Source organism: Bradyrhizobium sp. USDA 4354 (assembly GCF_054060315.1).
Genome location: NZ_JBSSDC010000001.1, coordinates 4,361,912 through 4,381,216, shown reverse-complemented (window position 1 = coordinate 4,381,216; position 19,305 = coordinate 4,361,912). Strand labels below are relative to the sequence as shown.

Genomic DNA, 19,305 nt, shown 5'->3' with positions numbered 1-19,305 from the left:
GCGAAAGCTACTCCGCCGCCTGCGCGTTGATCTCCGCCGAGACCTGGCGGATGGCGCGGGCGAGCAGGTTCGGATCCTGCGCGCCGGAGACGGCGTACTTTTGCGCAAAGACATAGGTCGGCACGCCGGAGATGCCCTTGTCGGCGGCTTCCTGCGCATCTGCCGAGACGCGCGCGACGTCCTCGTCGGTGGCAAGGCGCTTGCGCACGTCGTTGGCATCGAGGCCGATGTCGGCGGCCGCCTGCACCAGCACGTTCACGTCGGTGAGATCGCCGCCGTCGCGGAAATAGAGCTCCATCAGGCGCTGCTTCATCTCGGGTGCCTTGCCGATCGCTTCCGCCCACAGGATCAGGCGATGGCAGTCGGTCGTGTTGGGCTGGCGCGCGACCAGCTCGGGCTTGTAGACGAGCCCCTCTTCGCTCGCGGCCGCGACGACGCGCCCGGCAATGCCCTTATAGGCTTCCACCGAGCCGAACTTCTGAGTGAGATAGGCCTCGCGGCTGATGCCCTCGCGCGGCACCCAGGGATTGAGGAAGAAGGGACGGAAATTGAGCTTGACCGGAACATCGGGCACCAGCGCAAGCGCGCTCTCGATGCGGTGCTTGCCGATATAGCACCAGGGGCAGACCACGTCGGAGACGACGTCGATCTGGAGCGGTTTCAGCGTGCTCATGTCAGGCGCCTCCTTCGGGCATTCTACGGGTCGGTCGGAAGATAAGCCGAACCGGAGGCCGCGCAAGGCGCCCGTCCCGCATGGCTCACGACTTCACCTCTGCGGTTATTGTGGGACGTCTGCCCCGCCCCGATACTCGCGGCCACGATCGAACCAGCGGGAGACTGCAATGACAGCCATTTTCAAGCCGGAAGGCGATCTGTTCCGGGCCACCGAGCATGCCGGCGGTCCGTGGTCGCCGGACATGTTGCAGGGGAGCGCCACAACTGCCCTGATGGCCCGCGAGGTCGAGCATCTTGCCACCGAATCCGGCTTTGCGGTGCGGCGCCTGACCTTCGATCTGTGGCGGCCGGCGGGCCTGCGCCTGTTCAGGACCGTCACCGAGCTGCTGCGCGACGGCCGCAAGGCCAAGACATTGCAAGTGCGGCTGATGGACGGCGAGACCGAGATCGGCCGTTGCACGGCACTCCTGACGGCGCCGAGCGGAGAATCGCCGGTTGATCCCTTTGCGAGGTCCACGGCGGTCGACAAGGCGCCCGAGGCGGGCGCTCCACCGCCGGCCTTCGCGCAGAAATGGAGCCGCTATTTCCAGAACGTGTCGGTGCGCCTCATTGAGGGCGCGCTGGAGAAGCCGGGCCCGGCGGCGGCCTGGATGCGGCTCGATGCGCCGCTGGTCGAGGGCGAGCCGAACACGCCGCTCATCCAGGCCGTACAGGCCGCGGACTTTTCCAGCGGCGTCGCGCAGATCGTCGACATGCGCAGCTGGACCTTCATCAATCCCGAGATCAGCCTCTATTTCTTCCGTCCGCCGGAGGGCGAATGGATCCTGATCCGTGCCGCGACGCGCGTCGGCGCCCATGGCGCGGGCCTCACCACGGCGACACTGAGCGATCGCAACGGCCCATTTGCGGAGGTGATGCAGGCGATGAGCTTCGAGCGGCGCGACGCCGTGCAGGCTCAGGCCTCCTGAGTCGCCAGCGCGATCAGAGCGGCCTCGGATGCGGCGTCAACAGGCATGAACATCTCGACGCGAAGCTCCTGCAACGTCACGTCCTGCGGCGTGCCGAGCGTCAGGACCGCACCGATCAGGCCGATGCCGACTTCGCCCTTGCGCAAGCGCACCTCGCAGAGCGGCCCCGGCACGGCGTTATCCTCGCTCGCCGGCGCCGGAAGCTCCGGCAAGCGCATCAATTCGCGCCAGGTCGATTGCAAGGCCTCGTCGAGCGGCGCGGCCATCGCCTCATGCCGCGCCCGCGCCAGCAACGCGGCCGCAACAACGGGCCAGTTCTCGACGAACGGCTTGAGCTCGTCCGGGGCGAGGAACATGCGCATGTGATTGAGCGGCCGCTGCATGCGCTCTTGCCCAAGCAGCATGGTCATCAGGCGCGAGGCGGCGCGATTGGCCTGCATCACGTTCCAGCGCCGGTCGGTGACGATCGCCGGGAACGGCTCGTGACGACTGAGCAGAAGATCGATGGCACGCCGCGCCTCGGCAAGCTCCGGCGCCGACAGATCGCGCTCGCCATATTGCCGGGCGAAACCGCCGGCCTCGAGCAGCGCATTGCGATCACGCAACGACAGATCGAGGGCGGACGCAAGCTGCAGCAGGATGTCCCGGCTTGCCGCCGCCTTTCCGGTCTCGACATAGCTCAGATGCTTGACCGAAATGCCGGCCTCGAACGCCAACTCGGCCTGGCTCAGCGCACGGCGCATGCGCCAGCCGCGCAGGAGATCGCCGACGGGATTGGCCGGCCGCAATCGCCGGAAGGAGCGTGTGTCCATCTGCCGATTATGCGAGCGCCGCTGCGCGCTGTAAACGCCGCTATCGCAGCCCGGTCGCCATCAGCTTCAGCCGCGCGGCGGTGTGCTCGTCCGCCGGAAAGAACGTCTCCAGCGCCAGCTCCGAAAGTGTTATGTCGACTGGCGTGCCGAACACCATGGTGGTGGAGAAGAAGCTGAGGATCTCTCCGCCATGCCGCAGCTTGAAGGGGATCGCGACATTGTCGCTCGACAGCGGCGCCGAGCGCGCCGGAATGGGATAGCTCTTGAGGTCGTTATAGAGCTTGATCAATTCAGGATCGGCTGTCGCCTCGCATTGGCGGTGCAGGCGCTCCAACAGATGCCCGCACCATTCGGCGAGATTGACCGTGCGCGGCGCCAGCGCCTCGGGATGGAAGGCGAGCCTGAGCACATTGACGGGCTGGCCGAGCAGATGCTGCGGGATGCCGTCGAGCAGCGGCGCCACCATGCGGTTGGCAGAGACCAGGTTCCAGTGCCTGTCCACCGCAAGTGCGGGATTGGGCTCATGTGCTTTCAATACGAGGTCGATCGCCTGACGGGCTGATTTCAAGGCGGGATCCTCCAGCGGGCGCTGCGGAAAGGCCGGCGCGAAACCGGCGGCGACCAGCAGCACGTTGCGTTCGCGCAAGGGCACGTCGAGCCGCTCGGCAAGCCTCAACACCATATCGCGCGAGGGCGCGGCGCGGCCGGTCTCGACGAAGCTCAAATGCCGCGCCGAGATTTCGGCTTCGCCCGCGAGATCGAGCTGGCTCATGCGGCGGCGCTGCCGCCATTCGCGCAAATGATCGCCGATATGGATCGGCTGGCTGCGTTCGGCCTGGGCCGTGGATGCATGTGCGTTCATGATTAGAAACCTATCATGCGGATTTCGGCCCTTCCATTACCCGCGAGGTAATCGAATTAGGCGGTGCGGCGGCGCATCTTCGGTTGCAACAGGAGATGACCATGATCGCACTGCTGCTCTATCGGACCGTCGCAGACCACGTCTTGCCCTGGGCCATGGCATTCGCAACCCGGATGCTGGCGCGCAGTCTCAACATGCCCGAGCCGCTCGTGCATTCGACCGGCGACTATGTCGTCGCGCAGGTCATCGCCTTCGAGCACGGCGTCGGCAGGAGCCTCTGTCCGTACCGCCTCGCTCGCCTGCTCCGCGCCTGGTGGCGCGGATTGCGCTGAGTTCCACCCGAGTCCAACCCAACCAAGGAGACCCAAGATGATCGATGCATCCACCTTCCTGCGCCGCGCCCTCTTCGCCGACGCCATCTTCAGCGGCGTCGCCGCGCTCGGCTTCACCTTCGGCGCGAGCGCGTTCGCAGCGCTGTTCAACCTGCCCGAAGCGTTGCTGCGCGAGACCGGCCTGTTCCTGATCGCCTACACCGCCCTGGTCGGCTGGCTCGCGTCGCGCGCCGCGGTGCCGAAGCCGCTCGTCCTGCTGGTCGTGATCGGCAATGCGGCCTGGACCGTCGGCAGCATCGCGCTGCTGCTCTCGGGCGCGGTATCGCCGAACCTCGCCGGCGAACTCATGGTCGTCGCGCAAGCCATTGCCACCGGCGTGTTCGCCGAGCTGCAATATGTGGGATTGCGGAAGAGTGCGGGTGTGGTGGCGGCGTGAGGCCACATACTTGCTGTCGTCGCCCGGCCTTGTGCGCAATTGCGCACTGGATCGGGCGACTCAGTATTCCAGAGAAGTTCGTGGGGTACGGAGAAGCCGCGGCGTACTGGATGCCCCGGCCAAGCCAGGGCATGACAGCTGGGCTAGAGGAGCAAGCGCGGGCTACGCTCGCGCACGGCCGTTGGTCTTGCCGAGGGTGTGGCCGTTGAGCTTTTTCTTTTTGGACACCTTCGCGCCCGCCTTCTTGGCCTTGCGCGCCTTCACCGTGGCGCGTTCGGCCCGCGCCTCGGCACGCAGCTTCTTGCGCTTCTTCTCGCAGGAGTCGCACTTGCAGCCGATCGGCTTCAGATAGGCTTTGAAATAGTCGGTGCCGTAATCGTAGTTGATCTCGTCGCCCGGCTCGATGTTCCTGATGGCGCGGATATAGACCTTGCGCTCGCGCGGCCGGACATCCGATTCCGCGTTGGGGCGGCAGGAATGGTTGATGTAGCGCGCGAGGTTCTTGCGCACCGATCCGTCGATAGTCCAGCGCCCGTTGAGCTCGAACAGATATTTGTTCTCGATCTCGTCCTGCTCGGGAATCCGCGAGTCCAGGATCGGTCCGAAATAGCGGATGATCCGGGTACCCTTCTTGATCGGCTTGGTGGCGAAGAGGCCGAGCCCGGTCTTGGAGCGGCCGACGCGATAAGGTTTGTTCGAGGTGGCTGGCATGATCAGGAGAATGAGAACGCGAACGAGGCCGGATCGGCTTAAAGCGAAGCCGCTCTTCTAGAACGATTCCGCGCCGCTGTCAGGTATATCCCGACACTGTTTGAACCTTGCCCACAATCAAGACGTCTGATGGTACGGAGTTCCCACTGCATCGAAGCCGCATATGAACCGCATTACCAGCATCGGCTTGGCTGTCTTGATGACTTGCACCGGCCTGAACAGCGCCGAAGCCCAATCCGTGGGCAGCACCTACACCTCGACGGCACCAAAAGATTGCCGCCAGATCGGCAAGTCCAGCGCGCCCGACGGCAGCACCACGCGGGTGTGTCCGGGCAAGGACGGCCTGTTGGTGCTGATCGCCGAGGACGATCTTCGCGAGACCGTTTCGGTCGGTCGCAATCGCAAGCAAGCCGCCGAGGAACCGGCGGCCAAGGTCTGGTTCGCGCCGTTCAATTCCGCGGAGACCACCGTCGAGTGGCGCGCGGCCGGCGCAAAGCCGTTTGCGATCATCCAGCGCTGGCACATCGCCGACAATTCCGATCCCGACAAGCAGGGGCGGCCGAACACCAAGGCCATGCTGGTCGTAACCCGGCTGCCGCCGGGCCCGGTCTGCCACGTCGCCTATGTCGATGCGATCGCCAACCCGAACGCCAACGAGCTCGCGCGCAAGGCCGCGGACGATCTCGCCCGCGGCTTCGCTTGCGGCAAGGACGAGGTCAAGATCATCGGAACCCGCGGCCGCGCCGTCGAGCTTGCAACGATGCGCTAGGGCTCCGCGGGTCGATCAGCAGTTCGGCAGCTTCGCCGTGATGGGCGCGGTCAGCATCGCCTCCAGGAGCCGCTCGGCCGTGGTCCCTTCAGGCAGCCGCCCGAGAATATCCTTCAGCCGACCATCGAGCAGCAGCGTGGTGAAGCCGTGCACCATCGACCACGCCCGCGCGATCGCGGCGCCCTGGTTCAGCGTCAGCGCATCTTCGCTGATCTGCTCCTGCCGCATCATGCCGACCGCATTCGCAAGTCCGGCGAAGGAGGCTTCGGCCGCCTCGTGCAGCGAGGGCCTGGAATAATCAAGCCGCTCGGTGCGGAACATGATGCCGTACATGCCGGGATGAGCCTGCGCGTAGGCAACATAGGCTTTCGGGCGCGCCAGTGCATGCTCGAGCGGCGTGGAGGCCGCATTGGACGAAGCCGCCATTGCCGCGTTGAACTGGCGGAAGCCGACAGCCGCGAGCTCGCTGAGCAGCCCGGTGAGATCGCCGAAATGGTGCGTCGGCGCGGCATGCGAGACGCCGGCCTCGCGCGCCACCGCGCGCAATGTCAGGCCGGAAAGCCCGTCGCGCTCCAGCACCCGTTCGGCAGCCTGCAGCAGCGCCTCGCGCAACGCGCCATGATGATATGGCGTCTCGGTCTTCGCGCTCGCCGCGCGGCGCGAGGTGCGCGATGCAGCGGTCGACGTCGTTCTTGTTCGGGCACGCGCGCTTCGCGCCGCTTCGCCCTTGGTGTCGGTCTTGGCCATTTGCAAGCTATATGACGCAATATTGACAGTGTAAAGATTTCACTTGACCAAAGCTGCAATTGGGCCTATCCAATCTTTACGATGTAAAGATAGGGGAGGATTCGCCGTGCAGCATGACGCCATGGCCGAGCGCCGCAACAATCTCGCGCCGATCCCGTTCGAGGCCGACGCGCCCTTCCTGAAGATCGTCGGCGAATTGCCGCGCGAGCTGAACGGCACGCTCTATCGCAACGGCCCCAATCCGCAGTTCGATTCCCCCGGCGCGCACTGGTTCGTCGGCGATGGCATGCTGCACGCCTTTCATCTCGAAAACGGCCGCGCCAGCTACCGCAACCGTTGGGTCCGCACGCCGAAATGGCTCGCCGAACACGACGCCGGCCGCGCGCTGTTCGGTGGCTTCGGCCGCAAGCTGCCGGACGCCCCGGCCAAGCTCACTGACGGCGGCGTCGCCAACACCAACATCGTCTTCCATGCCGGCAAGCTGCTGGCACTCGAAGAAGCGCATCTGCCGACCGAGATCGAGCCAGGCTCACTCGCTACGCGCGGCTATCACAATTACCACGGCCGTGTTGCCGGCAGCTTCACCGCGCATCCGAAGATCGATCCCGTCACCGGCGAGCTCGTGTTCTTCGGCTACAACGCTGCGGGGCCGCTGACGCCTGCCCTCTCCTACGGATCGATCGACGCGTCCGGCAAGGCGACGCGCTTCGAACGTTTCGAGGCGCCCTATGCCAGCATGGTGCACGATTTCATCGTCACCGCGAGCCACGTGCTGTTTCCAATCCTGCCCATCACCGGCAGCATGGAGCGCGCGATGAGCGGACGGCCGCCCTATGCCTGGGAGCCGGACAAGGGCGCCTATGTCGGCGTGATGAAGCGCAGCGGCACGGCGAAGGACATCGTCTGGTTTCGTGCCGAGGCCTGCTACGTCTTCCACGTCATGAATGCGTGGGAGGACGGCGACCGCATCGTCGCCGACGTCATGCAGTTCGAGGAAGCGCCGCTGTTTCCGCATCCCGACGGCCGGCCGACGGATCCCGAGAAGTCGCGCGCCCGCCATTGCCGCTGGACCTTCGATCTCTCAGGGAATACCGACCGTTTCCAGCAAACATATCTCGACGATCTCACCGGCGAATTCCCCCGCATCGATGATCGCCGCGCCGGGCTGAAGAGCCGTCACGGCTGGTACGCCTGCGCCAATCCGAAACTGCCGATGTTCGGCGCGCTCTCAGGCATCGTCCATGTCGACGGCAACGGCCGGCGGCTCGGGCATTACCTGCTCCCTGCCGGCGACACCATCTCCGAGCCGGTGTTCGTCGAGCGGTCGAAAGATGCGGCCGAGGGCGAGGGCTGGCTGCTCGCAGTGGTCTGGCGCGCGCGGGAAAATCGCAGCGATCTCGCCGTGTTCAATGCGACCGATATCGAGGCCGGTCCAGCCGCATTGGTGCAGCTCGGTCACCGCGTGCCCGACGGCTTCCACGGCAATTGGGTGGGCGCAGCGTAGCCATCATCGTCATTCCGGGGCGCGCCACGTGGCGCGAGGCCGGGATGACGAAAAAGGAGTTTTCCATGTACATGCCCTCGATCACCGCAGGCGCGCTTGTCCTCCTCGCCCTGACCGGCGCTGCGCTCGCGTTCCAGATGATCCGGCTGCGGCGGAGCCGGCATACCGTCTTCAACGGCGGCATCTTGCTTTGCCTCGGTCTGTTAACCGCCGCCGCGCTGCCGCTCCTGCCCTGGGCGAAACTGACCGAGGAGGCATTGAACCAAGTCGTTGCGGCCCTTCATGTTTTGGAGGTCGCTTACGTCATTTTGACACTGTAAAGATTTTGCTTGACCCGACATCGCCCGCGTATTACCAATCTTTACATCGTAAAGATCGACACGACCGAGGCGGCCCATGGCGATTTTCCTGATCCTCGCGCCCTACGGCGCCTTCACCTTCCTGATGCTGGTGACGTCGGCCATGATCAGCGTGCTTGCGGCATCGGCGATCTGCCTTGCCACCGTCGCGATCGATGTCGCGCGCGAGCGTTCGGTGAAGATCCTGGCCGCGGGCTCGGCAATCGTATTCGTCGCGATCGGCCTCTATCTCGCGCTGGTCGATCCGCAGCTCGGCACGCTCGGCGTCAAGCTCTCGGTCGATATCGGCATCTTCCTGATTTCGCTCGGCTCGATCCTGGTCCGCCATCCGTTCACGCTGCAATATGCGCTTGAATCGGTGCCGGCCGAGACCGCGGCAATGCCGGGCTTTCTCCGCGCCAATTACATCATCACCGCCGCGTGGACAGCAGCAGCGCTGTTGATGGCGGCCGCCAATCTCGTGCTGCTCTACGTCCCCGGCCTGCCGCTTTGGTCGAGCCTTGCGGTCGCCTTCGCCGCCCGCAACAGTGCGATCTACTTCACAAAATGGTATCCTGAGTATCGCCAGATCAAGTACGGTACGCCCGCCCGCGCTCTTCCCGACGCCCGCTGAACAGGATCGACGATGAAGGTCGTATTTGCCCGTCTCGCCTCCGACCTCTTCTCCGTCATCGTCTTCCTGGTGGTCTATCTCGTCACCGACAACATCATCCTGGCGACCTCGGTGGCGATCGCCGGAGCGATCGCGCAGGTGATCTATGCCCGCATCAAAGGGCAGCAGCTCAACTACATGACGTATGCGAGCCTCGCGCTCGTCGTCGTGCTGGGCGCGATCACGCTGCTGACCAATGATCCGCGCTTCATGCTGGCAAAGCCCTCAATCGCGCATTTCGCGATCGGCCTCATCATGCTCAAGCGCGGCTGGATGCTGCGCTACATGCCGCCGATCGTCGCCGAGACCGTTCCGGAATATGTCACGGCTGCAGGCTATGCCTGGGCGGGGCTGATGTTCGTGATCGGCGCCGGCATGATCGTGGTCGCCTCCACGGGCGATCTGAAGCTGTGGGCGTTCTACATCACCGTGGTTGCCGGCGGCGCAAAGATCCTTGCCTTCGCCGTGCAGTATGTGGTGCTGCGGCTCGTCGTCACCAGCCGGCGGCGCGCCGCCGCCCGCGCCTAATTGCCCCATCGCAGGGTTAGGCAGGACCTGCGAGTTGGGCTATAGGCTCGCTCGGGACGGCCGCGGATCGTCGCGGACCGCCGAGATTTGTTCGGGAGACGGGAATGGCCGTAGAGGGCAACTGGAATCTGACGATGACGACGCCGATGGGCGAGCGCCAGGCAACGTTGAGCCTGAAGGCTGCGGGCGGCACGCTCACGGGCACGCAGGGCGCGGAAGGTAATACGACCGAGATCTTCGACGGCACCGTCTCCGGCGACAACGTCTCCTGGAAGGTCTCGATCACCAACCCGATGCCGCTCACGCTCGAATTCACCGGCACGGTCTCCGGCGACAGCATCAGCGGCGAGATGGGCATCGGTCCGATGGGCAGCTTCCCGTTCACGGGCGCGCGGGCTTGAGATCCGCGACGCTGTCATTCCGGGATGCGTGCGCAGCACGCAGGCCCGGAATCCATCCCTCTGCAAACCTTGGAGCCCGATGGATTCTCAGGTGCGCATTGCGCACCCTAGCTCGCGCCAAGAGGCGCGCCCCGGAATGACGGCTCTCGTATGCCGCCTCAGCCCAAATTCAACTCCTTGAAGAAGTCATTCCCCTTGTCATCGATGATGATGAAGGCCGGGAAGTCGATGACCTCGATGCGCCAGATGGCTTCCATTCCGAGCTCGGGATATTCGAGCACCTCGACCTTCTTGATGCAGTGCTCGGCGAGGTTCGCCGCGGCACCGCCGATCGAGCCGAGATAGAAGCCGCCATACTTCTTGCAGGCCTCGCGCACGGCCGGCGCGCGGTTGCCCTTGGCTACCATCACCATCGAGCCGCCGGCGGCCTGGAACTGGTCGACGAAGGAATCCATGCGGCCGGCGGTGGTCGGACCGAACGCGCCGGAGGCGTACCCCTCGGGCGTCTTGGCCGGGCCGGCGTAGTAGACCGGGTGATTCTTGAAGTAATCCGGCAGCGGCTCGCCCTTCTCCAGCCGCTCGCGCAGCTTGGCATGGGCGCTATCGCGCGCGACGATCATGGTGCCGGTCATCGAGACCCGCGTCTTGATCGGATATTTCGAGAACGTCGCCAGAATGTCCTTCATCGGCTGGTTGAGGTCGATCTTGACGACCTCGCCGCCGAGCGACTGCTCGACCTGCGGCAGGTACTGCGCCGGGTTGTGCTCGAGCTCCTCGAGATAGACGCCGTCCTTGGTGATCTTGCCCAGCACCTGGCGGTCGGCCGAGCAGGACACGCCAAGCCCGATCGGCAGCGAAGCACCGTGGCGCGGCATGCGGATCACCCGCACGTCGTGGCAGAAATATTTGCCGCCGAACTGCGCGCCGACGCCGAGCGACTGCGTCATCTTGTGAATTTCCTTTTCCATCTCGACGTCGCGGAAGGCGTTGCCGTCGGGCGAACCATGGGTCGGCAGCGCGTCGAGATAGCGGGCGGAGGCGAGCTTCACGGTCTTCATGCAGAGCTCGGCCGAGGTGCCGCCGATCACGATGGCGAGGTGATAGGGCGGGCACGCAGCGGTGCCGAGGGTCAGGATCTTTTCCTTCAGGAAGGCCAGCAGCCGGTCCTTGGTCAGCACCGAGGGCGTGGCCTGGAACAGAAAGCTCTTGTTGGCGCTGCCGCCGCCCTTCGCCATGAACATGAACTTGTAGGCATCATCGCCCTCGGCGTAGATCTCGCACTGCGCCGGCATGTTGTTGGCGGTGTTCTTCTCCTCGTACATCGAGAGCGGCGCGACCTGCGAATAGCGCAGATTGCGGCGCAGGTAAGCATCGCGCGCGCCTTCCGACAGCGCCGCCTCGTCGTCACCGTCGGTGATGACGTTGCAGCCCTTCTTGCCCATGATGATCGCGGTGCCGGTGTCCTGGCACATCGGCAGCACACCGCCGGCCGCGATATTGGCGTTCTTCAGAAAGTCCAGCGCGACGAACTTGTCGTTCGGGCTCGCCTCGCTGTCCTCCAGGATCGCGCGGAGCTGCTTCAGGTGCCCCGGGCGCAGGTAATGGTTGATGTCGCCGAAAGCAGCCTCCGACAGCGCCCGCAGCGCCTCGCGCGACACCACCAGCATGTCCTTGCCGAGGACCTTCTCCACCCTGACGCCCTCGGACGAGATCTTCTTGTAGGGCGTCTCGTCCTTGCCCAGCGGGAACAGCGGGGTGTGCTTGTAGGGCGGAACGGGCTTTGACTGGTCGGGAAAGGCGGTGGGAGCGTTCATGGGGCAAATCTCGGTGTTTTGGAGCCCTCGCGGGGCCTCGGCGTAGAAGCGTTCTAAGCGCATTTTGGCCAGAAAAGAAAGGGAGCGCTGCGCATCGGAGAGGTAGGCCGGGCTCAGGAAGGCATTGGCACAGCTCGTGGAAATGCCTTTGCCCACCCTTGCGCTTCGCGCCCGGCAACGGTTGAATGCGCGCCCTAAGGGGCTTTTCATCATGATTTTGAAACTGAACGTCCGCGGCGCGATCCTGGTCGCCGTCGCCATCACCGGCCTTGTGACCCTCACCTCGCCTGCCCGCGCCGATCGCTGTGACGACAGCGCCAAGGAGCTGGCGAACCAGATCGAGCGCCTCAAGGTGAATTTCCGCGCCGCCAACGTCGTCTATTTGACGCATCCGGCGGCCAAGGAGCTGTCGGTGGGTTGCCGCGGCGACAAATATTCCATCGAGCTCTATGCCAAGGGTGATCGCAAACCCAGGCCGGAGTTCTATGCGCTGATCGGATCGATGGCGGCGATCGTCTTCACCGTGACGAAGGACGACACCACGACGGGCGCGACACGCTGCCTGAAACGGATGGGCCTGTTGCGCGGCGACAAGATCAACATGCGCTATCGGCGGCTCAACATGGAATGCACGCGCACCAAGACGGAGGCTTCCATCGCCATCACGCGCGGCAAGGACGAATAGCCGGAGGCTCTCCTCCGCGCTTGCTGCGGGCGCAGCGCAACTGGGCCGCGACGCGGTCGGCCACGCACTCCGTCATTGCGAGCGCAGCGAAGCAATCCAGAGTCTTTCGGCGGAGGGATTCCGGATTGCTTCGCTACGCGCGCAATGACGAGGAAAAGGTCTCGTCATTTCACACAGACGGTCACGTACAGTAGCAAAAACGACCCATCCCCCCGCAAATTCCCTCGCATTTTATCAATTGCCTTGAAGGAAATTTCGCTCCTCGCAGGGCAGGCTCGATTGTTCCCATGTGTGAGGATTTGCGGATGAAGGTTTCCACCGTTGCGCCGCCGCCGATTGCGATCGTGGTACCAAACTACGACACGACCAAGCAGCAGGACGATCAGACCAAGGTCAAGGACGAGGATCCGACCTTTAAGCCGCAGCCGCCCGCGCCGTTGCCGCCGGGTCAGGGCACGCGGATCGATCAGCTCGCCTGATCAGGCTTGCCAAGGCTGAAAGTGCCCGATCCGGTCGATCGGGCTTCTGGCGCGTCCGGCCGCATCTTTGCCGGATAGCTGGACCAATATCGTGCGCCGTTCACCTGGGACCTGCGCATGATCGCACGCCTCTTGCTGCAGAACACGATCTTCACCGTCGCGATGGGCGCGCTGCTGTTCGCGTGCGCCGGAACACTGCATTGGCCGTCGGCGTGGACGTTCCTCGCCACCTCCGCGCTACTCGGCCCGCTCTGCGGCTGGTGGCTCTACCGGATCGATCCGGCGCTGCTCGCCGAACGCCTGCGACCGGTCCTGCAAAAGGATCAGCCCGCCGCCGACAAGATGTTCATGACCCTGTTCGTCGTTGCAATGCTGGCCTGGCTGGTCGTGATCGGGCTCGACCGGCGCGTTCAATCCTCCGACATGCCGGCTGCGTTGCAGGTGCTCGGCCTCGGGCTGTTCCTGGCCTCGACACTGTTCACCATGTGGGTCTTCCGCGAGAACTCGTTCGCCGCGCCCGTGGTGAAGCTGCAAACCGAACGCGCGCAGCACGTAATCTCGACCGGTCCCTACGCCTATGTCCGCCATCCCATGTATAGCGGAATGGTCCTGTTCTTCACCGGCGTGCCGTTGCTGCTGGGGTCGTGGTGGGGACTTGCGATGATGCCACTCTTCATCGCCTTGTTCGCGGTCCGCATTCCTATCGAGGAGCGCACGCTGCGCGAGGGCCTGCCGGGCTATACCGACTATGCGGCGCGGGTGCGCTACCGCCTCATCCCCGGCGTCTGGTGAGCGCGCCTCACGTTCTGCACGAAACCGGCTAGTGATCCAGCTCGCGATAGCATCGGAAGATGCCCTGCTCGTTGAAGGGAATGCGGCGCTCGCTTTCGAGATAGGCCTTGATGCAGGGCCGCGCAGCGACGCGGTCGTGGAGCCCGACAAGAGCCGGGACATCCGCTTCGAACGCCTTCATGCGCCTGGGGAAGGCATAACGCAACCCATCGACGATCTGGAATAGCGAGAGGTCGACGTAAGTCAGGCGGCGACCGGTGACATAGGTGCCGCCGCTCCCGGCGAGAAGCTGCTCGAAATAGCCGAGATATTTCGGCACGCGCTCGCCCCAGAACTCGGCGGTGCGTTTCTTTGCCGGCGCCTTCTGGTCCTCATAATAGAGCGAGGGCCCGAGTGGATGATGGGTGTCGTGGATCTCGACAACGAAGTCGGTGATGGTGAGCTGAAGCTGGTGCACCCAGAGCCTGCCGGCTTCCGTCTTCGGCGCGAGCCCATGGCGGGCGCCGAGATAGAGCAGGATGTTGGCGGTCTGGCCGATGACGAGCTTACCCGCTTTCAGGAACGGTGGCGCAAAGGGCGGCGTGCCCTTCTGCGCGTCCATCATCTTCATCATCGCAGCCGTTCCGCGCGGACCGCGCGCGACATCGACGTAAGCGGCCCCCGCCTCCTCCAGCGCCAGCCGCACATATTCGCCGCGGCCCTGGATCTCGGGCCAGTAATAGAGCTCGTATTTCATGGCAGGGTCCGTGAGCGTGGGAGCGATCGGACCAATGTAGCATGCGCCCGAAGGTTCCGTCAGCGTGAGGGCGGAACGGCCGCGCCACATACGCCGTCATTGCGAGCGTAAGCGAAGCAATCCAGAATCTTGCCGCCGAGGCATTCTGGATTGCTTCGCTACGCTCGCAATGACGAGTGGAGAGAGCTTCGCGCCTTAATTCAATTCGCCGCGAAACAATAGAGCAGGCCGTCGCCACCGGTGCTCTTCAAATCGGCCTGCGAGCAGCCGCCATCGGGACCGCGCGAGGGGTGAGAGCTGTTCCAGGACTTTGACGGCTCGTCGTCGCGCAGGCCCCGGCGATCGAAATGGCCGACCATCGCGGCACCTTGCGCGCTCGACGTCCAGTTCTTGCAGGTACGATCGTCCGGACCGGCAAACGCCGTACCGTCTGGTTGCGATCCCGTGAGGATGTCATGCCGGTTCGGCTGGTCGCCAGCACCGGTGATCCCCTCGCCCTTCTCGGTGAGCGCGGTCTGCTTGGTGAGATTGTTGGCGGGGCCGTGCAAGTCGGCAACGTCCTTGCCGATCACCGTGCCCTTGGCGTTCTGCCAGGGTCCCTTGCCGATGCGATCGCGCGCGTTGACGGCCGGCTTGCCGTCGGCGGCCTGCATCGAGAGATAGGCGCGCCAGGTCTTGCTGCCGGCGCCGGCGGCCTGAGCGAGCTTCTGGCACTGCGCATCGGCTCCCTCCAGGCCGCCGAGATCGGCGCCCTTGCCCGGGCCGTTGGAGGTCACGAAGAACGTCATGTCGGCCGACTGCGCTTGCGCGGATGGCGTCGCCAGCAAGGCCATTGCGAGCGCGAGGCCTGAAATCGTTACGGATCTCACGATGCGGATCATGTTGTCCTCCCGTTGTGCTTGTCGTTGGCCGCCTCATGTCAACCCGACGCGCGACCGCTTATTCCGATGCGGCGATGCGAGCCACCCAAAAGAAAAAGGCGCCGTGCGGGAGCACGACGCCCTGGTTTCTCATCTCGCGAGCGATCAGTTGGTCTGCTGGATCGCCGACAATTCCCAGCCGGCGCCCGGCCGGCGGGCAAACGTCCAGATCTCGGTCGCCTCGCCTGGCTGCTCGCTGCCGGCAACGATCGCGCCGGTGTTGCGATCAACCGTCTTGTCGGTGAGCGCGAAGCGCAGCGCCACCGTGGCGTACTCGGTCTCGCCTTCGCGCCAGGCTTCCGCGAGGTCGCCCTGCAGCAACTTGACGTCGGTGACCTTGTTGACCACGTTGCGCGCGCGGTTCTGGGCGAGGTCCTGCTCGAAATAAGAGACCATCTCCGGCGTCGCGAGCGTGTGCAGCTTGGCCACGTCCTCGTTGGACCAGGCGGTCTGGACCTCGCCGAGCAGGCGCTCGAACGCCTCATAGTCGTCCGGCTTGATCTCGAGCGGCGCATTGTTGGCGCCGAAGCCGAAGCCGCCAAGTCCACTGCCAATTCCACCAGCGAGGCCGCTGCGATAGTTGGTCTGCGGTCCAGGCGCTGCGCCTGCATCAGCGTTGGCATAAGCCGCCCGCGGGGCGTGACGGCGCTGCCACCACGACATTGCCAGCCGTACCACCAACACCACGAGCGCGATCTGGATGATCAGGCCGAGGATCGAGGACAGGCCGCCGAGGCCACCAAACAGGCCGCCGCCGAACAGCATGCCGAGCAGGCCTGCGCCGAGGAAGCCGGCGGCAAGGCCGCCCATGAAGCCGCCGGCGCGGCCGAACAGGCCGCCGCGCGCGGGCGCGGCCGCAGCCGAGTTCATGCCTGCACCCGGCTGGGTGTAGGTCCGGTTGAATTGCGAGGCTGACCCCGGCGCGGTGGTGGTCGACGGCGGGGCCGAATAGGAGCGCGTACCGCGCGAACCGGACGACATACCGCCACCCGCGCGGGCGTCGGCCGACGAGATCGTCAGGGCGGTCGGCAGCGCAAGCGCCAGCACGACGGCGATCGTGTTGAAGAGATTCCGGGAGCGAAGCGAGAAAGTCATGTGCGTTTCCCAAATCCCCGGCATGGGGACGTGCGCCTAAGATGGGCAGACTTCCCGAAAAGTGAAGCCGGTTTCGGAACTTGTGGCTGCGGCCCTCAGTCGCGGGGATGTGGCAAAAACCCGTATTTGGCGGGGGATTTTGCCGGTTGCGCGGCGGACCGTGGTCTCAAGTCACCGGCGGCTATACAACCGGAATTCCGCTTTTCCTCCTCGTTGGAGGCGTAACTCTCTCACCACGTCATTGCGAGGAGCCCTTTGCGACGAAGCAATCCAGGATCTTTCCACGGGAGCAGTCTGGATTGCTTCGCTTCGCTCGCAATGACGGAGAAATGCGGACGCTGCCCTCACCCCTGCTTCGTCATGGTCTCCTTCACCGCCGCAACGAGCTGGCTCAGCGTGAACGGCTTCGGCAGGAAGTCGAACTGCTGGCCTTCGGGCAGGCTCTTCTCGAAGGCGTCCTCGGCATAGCCGGAGACGAAGATGAACTTGATGTCGGGGTTCTTTTCCCGCATCGCCTTCAGCAGCGTCGGGCCGTCCATCTCGGGCATGACGACGTCGGAGACGACGAGATCGATCGCCCCGCCCTGCTCCTCCAGCACCTCCATGGCCTCGACGCCGTTCTCGGCCTCGACCACGGTGTAGCCGCGCGAGCGCAGGCCGCGAGCATTGAGCGCGCGCAGACCCTCTTCGTCCTCGACGAGAAGGATGGTGCCCTGGCCAGTGAGATCGGTGCGCGGCTTGGCCTCCGCGGCCGGCGCGGCCTCCTTCGCGGCGCCGTTGGTCGCGCTGACCACCGCCGCCGGCTGCTCGACCTGCACCTCCGGCTCGGCGATATGGCGCGGCAGGAAGATGTGGAACGAGGTGCCCTGCCCCGGCTCGGAATCGACGTAGATGAAGCCGCCGGTCTGCTTGACGATGCCGTAGACGGTGGACAGGCCGAGTCCGGTCCCCTTGCCTACTTCCTTCGTCGAGAAGAACGGCTCAAAAATCTTGTCGCGGATGTCGGCGGGAATGCCAGTGCCGGTGTCGGCGACCTCGATCCGCACATAATCCGCCGCGGGCATGCCCTTGTAGGCGAGCTTACCCGCATCGTCGCTGGTGACGTTGGCGGTACGGATGCTCAGCTTGCCGCCGTCGGGCATGGCGTCGCGCGCGTTCACCGCGAGGTTGACGATCACCTGCTCGAACTGGGAGACGTCGACCTTCACCGGCCAGAGGTCACGGCCGTGGACGAGGTCGAGCTTGACCTTCTCGCCGATCAGCCGGCGCAGCAGCATGGTGAGATCGGACAGCGCGTCGCCGAGATCGAGCACCTGCGGCCGCAGCGTCTGCCGCCGCGAGAATGCGAGCAGCTGCCGCACCAAGGTCGCGGCGCGCGTCGCGTTCTGCTTGATCTGCATGATGTCCTGGAACGACGGGTCGGTCGGCTTGTGCGCGTTCAGCAGGAAGTCGTTCGCCATCATGATGGCGGAGAGCACGTTGTTGAAGTCGTGGGCGATCCCGCCGGCGAGCTGGCCGACCGTCTCCATCTTCTGGGACTGGTTGATCTGGTTCTCCAGCGCGCGCCGCTCGGTGGTCTCGAGCATGTGCACGATGGCGGCTTCCGCCTCGTTCTCGGCCGCATCCACCGGCGTCACGAAGAACTGGCCCCAGCGCTCCTTGGCCCCTTCCAGCGCCACCTCGACCGGCGCGATGTCGGCCTTGCCTTCGGCGGCCTGGTTGATGGCCGCGATCAAAAGGTGCCGGTCGCGCGAATTGACCGCGCGGAAGATCGACTTGGAAGCGCTGTCCAGCCCCAGGGCCTGACCGAGCTTGGCGTAGCGCGCGTTGGCGCGCACCACGTTGCCGCCGCGATCGACGGTCGCGATCGCCATCGGCGTGTGGTCGAAGAAACGCATGAAGCGCACTTCGGCGGCGCGGTCGGGATCGCTGCGCTCGTCGCGGGCACGGCTGATCACGAGCGTGCGCGACGGCCCCGGCGCGCCGTCGGCGCCGAAGGCGAGCTTGTGATACAGCCGCACCGGCATGGTCTTGCCGGTGCGCATGCGCAGGTCGATGTCGAAGACTTCGGTCTTCACCTCGCCCGGCACCGCCACGATCGAGGTCAGCAGCGAGGCGCCGTCGCCGGAGACGATGTCGGTGAGCTTCAGGCCGCCCGAGCCGATCTCGGCGAGGTCGTAGTCGAGCCAGTTCGCCAGCGTCGCGTTGACATAGGCGAGTTCGCCGGCCGGATTGACCGAGAAGAAGCCGCACGGCGCGTGGTCGAGATATTCGATCGCGTGCTGGAGCTCCTGGAACACGTCCTCCTGGCGCTCGCGGTCGCGGGTGATGTCGGCGATCGACCACACCGCGTATTTCGCCTCGCGCTTGCCGGTGCCGAGCGGGCGCACGCGCATGCGCAGCCAGCGGCCCTGGTTGCCGTCATGGCCGGAGATGCGCACCTCTTCCTGCTGGCGCTTGCCCTCGCGGGCGGCCTTGAGCAGGCGGAACACCGCTTCTGAGACGTCGGGGTTGCCGATGAAGACGCGCTCCACCGGGCGCACGTCCTGCGGGCCGCTGGCGCCGGTCAGCGTCAGATAGGCCGCGTTGGAATAGACCACGTGGCCGCGCGAATCGGTCACGGCCAGCCCGTCGAATCCATGATCGGCGATCCGACCCACGACCGGATCATCGAGATTGCGGTCCGCGAAGCGGATGATGCCGGCGGCGAAGGCGAACAGGTTGAACAGGCCGACCATCGCCAGCACGGCGAGGATGCCGAGGATATAAGGCTGCGCCTGCGCGCGGCCGAGCGTCATCAGCCCGACGGCGACCGCGACGAGGCCGGCGGCCACCAGCAGCACCAGCGCAATGCTGCCCGAGCGCGGCGACGGCTCGTGCGCCGCAACGGGCTCGCGTGTGAGGTCGTGGTCGGTCTCGGCGGTCATCTCAAGCTGGCGCAGCCTGTCGGCAGAGAATCAACGCGCTACGGGGCGCGCGGGGTCCTCCCTGCCTGAATCGGACCCTGAGGTGCAAGGGCAGCAGGGGC

22 protein-coding genes are annotated in these 19,305 nt (G+C 65.2%); 12 read left to right on the top strand and 10 right to left on the bottom strand.

Going from position 1 to position 19,305, the window contains the following annotated elements:
• Positions 1-7 precede the first annotated feature (7 nt).
• Positions 8-673, bottom strand: coding sequence for a DsbA family oxidoreductase (locus ACVIIV_RS19925; protein WP_456745682.1), 666 nt, complete (start codon positions 671-673; stop codon positions 8-10).
• Positions 674-842: 169 nt separating this feature from the next.
• Here ACVIIV_RS19925 and ACVIIV_RS19920 point away from each other — a divergent pair, with 169 nt between their 5' ends.
• A complete protein-coding gene (locus tag ACVIIV_RS19920; RefSeq protein WP_456745681.1) occupies positions 843-1,643 on the top strand; it encodes a thioesterase family protein in 801 nt (266 codons plus the stop codon).
• On the opposite strand, the gene ACVIIV_RS19915 is transcribed toward ACVIIV_RS19920, so the two are convergent.
• Positions 1,631-2,455 carry a helix-turn-helix domain-containing protein gene (locus ACVIIV_RS19915; protein WP_456745680.1) on the bottom strand — a complete coding sequence of 275 codons (825 nt, stop codon included), beginning with the start codon at positions 2,453-2,455 and terminating at the stop codon, positions 1,631-1,633. The two genes, ACVIIV_RS19920 and ACVIIV_RS19915, sit on opposite strands and share 13 nt — an antisense overlap.
• A gap of 40 nt (positions 2,456-2,495) precedes the next feature.
• A complete protein-coding gene (locus ACVIIV_RS19910; protein ID WP_456745679.1) occupies positions 2,496-3,317 on the bottom strand; it encodes a helix-turn-helix domain-containing protein in 822 nt (273 codons plus the stop codon).
• A gap of 101 nt (positions 3,318-3,418) precedes the next feature.
• Here ACVIIV_RS19910 and ACVIIV_RS19905 point away from each other — a divergent pair, with 101 nt between their 5' ends.
• Both ACVIIV_RS19905 and ACVIIV_RS19900 read left to right on the top strand, forming a co-directional pair.
• Positions 3,419-3,649 (top strand): hypothetical protein, encoded by a 231-nt coding sequence (locus ACVIIV_RS19905; RefSeq protein ID WP_456745678.1) that lies wholly within the window; start codon positions 3,419-3,421, stop codon positions 3,647-3,649.
• Positions 3,650-3,686: 37 nt separating this feature from the next.
• Entirely contained in the window at positions 3,687-4,085 is a 399-nt protein-coding gene (locus ACVIIV_RS19900) for a hypothetical protein (RefSeq protein WP_456745677.1), read from the top strand.
• Between the two features lie 162 nt (positions 4,086-4,247).
• Here ACVIIV_RS19900 and ACVIIV_RS19895 read toward each other — a convergent pair whose 3' ends face one another.
• The gene (locus ACVIIV_RS19895; RefSeq protein WP_456745676.1) at positions 4,248-4,796 is read right to left on the bottom strand and encodes an SET domain-containing protein; all 549 of its coding nucleotides are present in this window, start codon (positions 4,794-4,796) and stop codon (positions 4,248-4,250) included.
• A 163-nt stretch (positions 4,797-4,959) separates the two neighbouring features.
• On the opposite strand from ACVIIV_RS19895, the gene ACVIIV_RS19890 reads away from it, so the two are divergent.
• A complete protein-coding gene (locus ACVIIV_RS19890) occupies positions 4,960-5,565 on the top strand; it encodes a hypothetical protein (RefSeq protein WP_456745675.1) in 606 nt (201 codons plus the stop codon).
• 15 nt (positions 5,566-5,580) lie between these two features.
• Here the strand turns inward: ACVIIV_RS19890 and ACVIIV_RS19885 are convergent, their stop codons facing one another.
• Positions 5,581-6,312, bottom strand: coding sequence for a TetR/AcrR family transcriptional regulator (locus ACVIIV_RS19885; RefSeq protein WP_456745674.1), 732 nt, complete (start codon positions 6,310-6,312; stop codon positions 5,581-5,583).
• 106 nt (positions 6,313-6,418) lie between these two features.
• Here ACVIIV_RS19885 and ACVIIV_RS19880 point away from each other — a divergent pair, with 106 nt between their 5' ends.
• From ACVIIV_RS19880 to ACVIIV_RS19860, 5 genes are all read left to right on the top strand, one after another.
• Positions 6,419-7,816: a carotenoid oxygenase family protein gene (locus ACVIIV_RS19880; RefSeq protein WP_456745673.1), complete on the top strand. Its 1,398-nt coding sequence runs from the start codon at positions 6,419-6,421 to the stop codon at positions 7,814-7,816.
• Between the two features lie 65 nt (positions 7,817-7,881).
• Entirely contained in the window at positions 7,882-8,136 is a 255-nt protein-coding gene (locus tag ACVIIV_RS19875) for a hypothetical protein (protein ID WP_456748778.1), read from the top strand.
• A gap of 76 nt (positions 8,137-8,212) precedes the next feature.
• A complete protein-coding gene (locus ACVIIV_RS19870; protein ID WP_456745672.1) occupies positions 8,213-8,788 on the top strand; it encodes a hypothetical protein in 576 nt (191 codons plus the stop codon).
• A gap of 12 nt (positions 8,789-8,800) precedes the next feature.
• A complete protein-coding gene (locus ACVIIV_RS19865) occupies positions 8,801-9,355 on the top strand; it encodes an inner membrane-spanning protein YciB (RefSeq protein ID WP_456745671.1) in 555 nt (184 codons plus the stop codon).
• 104 nt (positions 9,356-9,459) lie between these two features.
• Complete coding sequence (locus ACVIIV_RS19860) at positions 9,460-9,756, top strand: hypothetical protein (RefSeq protein ID WP_456745670.1); 297 nt, start codon at positions 9,460-9,462, stop codon at positions 9,754-9,756.
• A gap of 158 nt (positions 9,757-9,914) precedes the next feature.
• On the opposite strand, the gene ACVIIV_RS19855 is transcribed toward ACVIIV_RS19860, so the two are convergent.
• The gene (locus tag ACVIIV_RS19855) at positions 9,915-11,570 is read right to left on the bottom strand and encodes a fumarate hydratase (RefSeq protein ID WP_456745669.1); all 1,656 of its coding nucleotides are present in this window, start codon (positions 11,568-11,570) and stop codon (positions 9,915-9,917) included.
• 211 nt (positions 11,571-11,781) lie between these two features.
• On the opposite strand from ACVIIV_RS19855, the gene ACVIIV_RS19850 reads away from it, so the two are divergent.
• From ACVIIV_RS19850 to ACVIIV_RS19840, 3 genes are all read left to right on the top strand, one after another.
• A complete protein-coding gene (locus tag ACVIIV_RS19850; protein WP_456745668.1) occupies positions 11,782-12,255 on the top strand; it encodes a hypothetical protein in 474 nt (157 codons plus the stop codon).
• Between the two features lie 305 nt (positions 12,256-12,560).
• Positions 12,561-12,734 carry a hypothetical protein gene (locus tag ACVIIV_RS19845; protein ID WP_194393053.1) on the top strand — a complete coding sequence of 58 codons (174 nt, stop codon included), beginning with the start codon at positions 12,561-12,563 and terminating at the stop codon, positions 12,732-12,734.
• Positions 12,735-12,851: 117 nt separating this feature from the next.
• Positions 12,852-13,526 carry a methyltransferase family protein gene (locus tag ACVIIV_RS19840; RefSeq protein WP_456745667.1) on the top strand — a complete coding sequence of 225 codons (675 nt, stop codon included), beginning with the start codon at positions 12,852-12,854 and terminating at the stop codon, positions 13,524-13,526.
• Between the two features lie 28 nt (positions 13,527-13,554).
• Here ACVIIV_RS19840 and ACVIIV_RS19835 read toward each other — a convergent pair whose 3' ends face one another.
• The 4 genes from ACVIIV_RS19835 to cckA form a co-directional block, all read right to left on the bottom strand.
• Positions 13,555-14,262: a glutathione S-transferase gene (locus ACVIIV_RS19835; protein WP_456745666.1), complete on the bottom strand. Its 708-nt coding sequence runs from the start codon at positions 14,260-14,262 to the stop codon at positions 13,555-13,557.
• Positions 14,263-14,462: 200 nt separating this feature from the next.
• Positions 14,463-15,143: a lectin gene (locus ACVIIV_RS19830; RefSeq protein WP_456745665.1), complete on the bottom strand. Its 681-nt coding sequence runs from the start codon at positions 15,141-15,143 to the stop codon at positions 14,463-14,465.
• A 144-nt stretch (positions 15,144-15,287) separates the two neighbouring features.
• Positions 15,288-16,301, bottom strand: a complete 1,014-nt coding sequence (locus ACVIIV_RS19825; RefSeq protein WP_456745664.1) for a Tim44 domain-containing protein — start codon at positions 16,299-16,301, stop codon at positions 15,288-15,290.
• A 320-nt stretch (positions 16,302-16,621) separates the two neighbouring features.
• Positions 16,622-19,204 (bottom strand): cell cycle histidine kinase CckA, encoded by a 2,583-nt coding sequence (cckA, locus tag ACVIIV_RS19820; protein ID WP_456745663.1) that lies wholly within the window; start codon positions 19,202-19,204, stop codon positions 16,622-16,624.
• Between the last annotated feature and the right edge of the window lie 101 nt (positions 19,205-19,305).

Bases quoted from the DNA above. Each gene is read 5' to 3' on its own strand.
- ACVIIV_RS19920 (WP_456745681.1), top strand. From the start codon at position 843: ATGACAGCCATTTTCAAGCCGGAAGGCGATCTGTTCCGGGCCACCGAG.
- ACVIIV_RS19835 (WP_456745666.1), bottom strand. From the start codon at position 14,262: ATGAAATACGAGCTCTATTACTGGCCCGAGATCCAGGGCCGCGGCGAA.
- ACVIIV_RS19825 (WP_456745664.1), bottom strand. From the start codon at position 16,301: ATGCCGGGGATTTGGGAAACGCACATGACTTTCTCGCTTCGCTCCCGG.
- ACVIIV_RS19860 (WP_456745670.1), top strand. From the start codon at position 9,460: ATGGCCGTAGAGGGCAACTGGAATCTGACGATGACGACGCCGATGGGC.
- ACVIIV_RS19840 (WP_456745667.1), top strand. From the start codon at position 12,852: ATGATCGCACGCCTCTTGCTGCAGAACACGATCTTCACCGTCGCGATG.
- cckA (WP_456745663.1), bottom strand. From the start codon at position 19,204: ATGACCGCCGAGACCGACCACGACCTCACACGCGAGCCCGTTGCGGCG.
- ACVIIV_RS19855 (WP_456745669.1), bottom strand. From the start codon at position 11,570: ATGAACGCTCCCACCGCCTTTCCCGACCAGTCAAAGCCCGTTCCGCCC.
- ACVIIV_RS19830 (WP_456745665.1), bottom strand. From the start codon at position 15,143: ATGATCCGCATCGTGAGATCCGTAACGATTTCAGGCCTCGCGCTCGCA.
- ACVIIV_RS19905 (WP_456745678.1), top strand. From the start codon at position 3,419: ATGATCGCACTGCTGCTCTATCGGACCGTCGCAGACCACGTCTTGCCC.
- ACVIIV_RS19875 (WP_456748778.1), top strand. From the start codon at position 7,882: ATGTACATGCCCTCGATCACCGCAGGCGCGCTTGTCCTCCTCGCCCTG.
- ACVIIV_RS19865 (WP_456745671.1), top strand. From the start codon at position 8,801: ATGAAGGTCGTATTTGCCCGTCTCGCCTCCGACCTCTTCTCCGTCATC.
- ACVIIV_RS19915 (WP_456745680.1), bottom strand. From the start codon at position 2,455: ATGGACACACGCTCCTTCCGGCGATTGCGGCCGGCCAATCCCGTCGGC.
- ACVIIV_RS19890 (WP_456745675.1), top strand. From the start codon at position 4,960: ATGAACCGCATTACCAGCATCGGCTTGGCTGTCTTGATGACTTGCACC.
- ACVIIV_RS19845 (WP_194393053.1), top strand. From the start codon at position 12,561: ATGAAGGTTTCCACCGTTGCGCCGCCGCCGATTGCGATCGTGGTACCA.
- ACVIIV_RS19925 (WP_456745682.1), bottom strand. From the start codon at position 673: ATGAGCACGCTGAAACCGCTCCAGATCGACGTCGTCTCCGACGTGGTC.
- ACVIIV_RS19870 (WP_456745672.1), top strand. From the start codon at position 8,213: ATGGCGATTTTCCTGATCCTCGCGCCCTACGGCGCCTTCACCTTCCTG.
- ACVIIV_RS19850 (WP_456745668.1), top strand. From the start codon at position 11,782: ATGATTTTGAAACTGAACGTCCGCGGCGCGATCCTGGTCGCCGTCGCC.
- ACVIIV_RS19885 (WP_456745674.1), bottom strand. From the start codon at position 6,312: ATGGCCAAGACCGACACCAAGGGCGAAGCGGCGCGAAGCGCGCGTGCC.
- ACVIIV_RS19910 (WP_456745679.1), bottom strand. From the start codon at position 3,317: ATGAACGCACATGCATCCACGGCCCAGGCCGAACGCAGCCAGCCGATC.
- ACVIIV_RS19900 (WP_456745677.1), top strand. From the start codon at position 3,687: ATGATCGATGCATCCACCTTCCTGCGCCGCGCCCTCTTCGCCGACGCC.
- ACVIIV_RS19895 (WP_456745676.1), bottom strand. From the start codon at position 4,796: ATGCCAGCCACCTCGAACAAACCTTATCGCGTCGGCCGCTCCAAGACC.